The sequence below is a fragment of the Nonomuraea diastatica genome (assembly GCF_004349015.1).
Lineage (GTDB): Bacteria > Actinomycetota > Actinomycetes > Streptosporangiales > Streptosporangiaceae > Nonomuraea > Nonomuraea diastatica.
In genome coordinates this window covers 1-1478 of sequence record NZ_SMKP01000407.1, presented here as the reverse complement: position 1 = coordinate 1478, position 1478 = coordinate 1, and the positions used below count along the sequence as shown (strand labels likewise).

At 69.0% G+C, this 1478-nt stretch carries 1 protein-coding gene; it reads left to right on the top strand.

Features of this window, described 5'->3' with window-relative positions; all coding sequences use genetic code 11:
• Positions 1 to 90 precede the first annotated feature (90 nt).
• Positions 91 to 1446, top strand: coding sequence for an IS256 family transposase (locus E1294_RS51895; RefSeq protein WP_132520734.1), 1356 nt, complete (start codon positions 91 to 93; stop codon positions 1444 to 1446).
• Positions 1447 to 1478 lie beyond the last annotated feature (32 nt).

The following is a 1478-nucleotide window of genomic DNA, read 5'->3' as shown; positions in this document are numbered from 1 at the left end:
GGTCGCGTCCGAGATGCGGTGTAAATGTGAACGAGCGTAGGTTGCCGTGCTGAACCGTCCAAAGTTCGCACAACGCAAGGACCTACGCTCGTGGCACGCACACTACCGCCCGTTCAAGCCATCCGCGCCGAGATCGACGCCCTGTTCACCGAAGGTCGTGACCTGGTCGAGGTCATCGAGGACGTCGCCCGGCTCGGCGCCCGCCTGATCATCCAGACCGCCGTCGAAGCCGAGGTGGACGCCTTCCTCGGCCGCGCCCGCTATCAGCGCGCCGCCACCACTTCCGCAGACGGCAGCGACGAGGAGAGCACGGTGCGGCCCGGATACCGCAACGGGCACTGCCCGACCACCGTCAAAACCACTTCAGGTCCGATCACCATCGCCAGGCCGAAGCTGCGCGGCACCACCGAGAAGTTCGCCTCCCGCCTGTTCGGCGCCGGCGTCACCCGCACCCACGCGCTGGAAACCCTCGTGATCGCCTCCTTCGTGCGCGGCCTGAGCGTGCGCGACGTCGAAGGCACGCTGGCCGACGCGCTCAGTCCCGAGGCCGCCCTGTCCAAGTCCACGGTCTCGACCATCTGCCAGGCCATCGTGGCCGAGTACGACACCTGGTGCCGGCGCGACCTGTCGAACGTCGAGCTGGACTACCTGTTCCTGGACGCCTCGCACTTCACAATGCACGACGGCAGCAGGGCCGAGCCGGTCCTGGCCGCCTGGGGCATCACCACTGCCGGCAAGCCCGTCTTCGTCGGCCTGGCCGCCGCCGGATCCGAGTCCACCGACGCCTGGCACGACTTCCTCACCGACCTGACCGCCCGCGGCCTGCGCCCGCCGCTGCTGATCATCTCCGACGGCGCACCCGGCCTGATCAGCGCCGCCGAGCAAGTCTTCTCACCCTCGCTGCGCCAAAGATGTCTCGTTCATCGGGCCCGCAACGTGCTGGCCAAGGTCAGCGCCGGCGACCCGGCCGGGGTGAAGGCCGCCTACTGGCAGATCTTCGACCTCAGCGAGCTGGGCGAGGACGTCAAGCCCGGCCAGCACCTCGTCGACTGGGTGCAGCGGCGCATCGACGCCTTCGCCGACACCTGGGGCAGCCGCTACCCGGCAGCGGTCAAGTGCCTGCTCACCGACCGCCAGAGCCTGACCCCGTATCTGCGCTTCCCGATCGAGCACCACAAGCGCGTGCGACATTCCAACTTCATCGAGCGCACCTTCGGCGAGACCCGCCGCCGCGTCAAGGTCATCGGCCGCTTCCCCGGCGAAACCAGCTGCGTCTCACTCGTGTGGGCCGTGCTCGACCGCGCCTCCCGGGGCTGGCGCGGCTTCACCATGACCGGCACGGGCCTGCGCATCCTGCAAGACCTCCGCCGGGCCCTGCTGCACCCGCCTGCCCAACTCCACCCCACCGACGACTCGGCCTTGGCACCCGCCACCCAGGCCGCCTAAAATCCACTCACGGCACCTACCTCGTCGAGCTA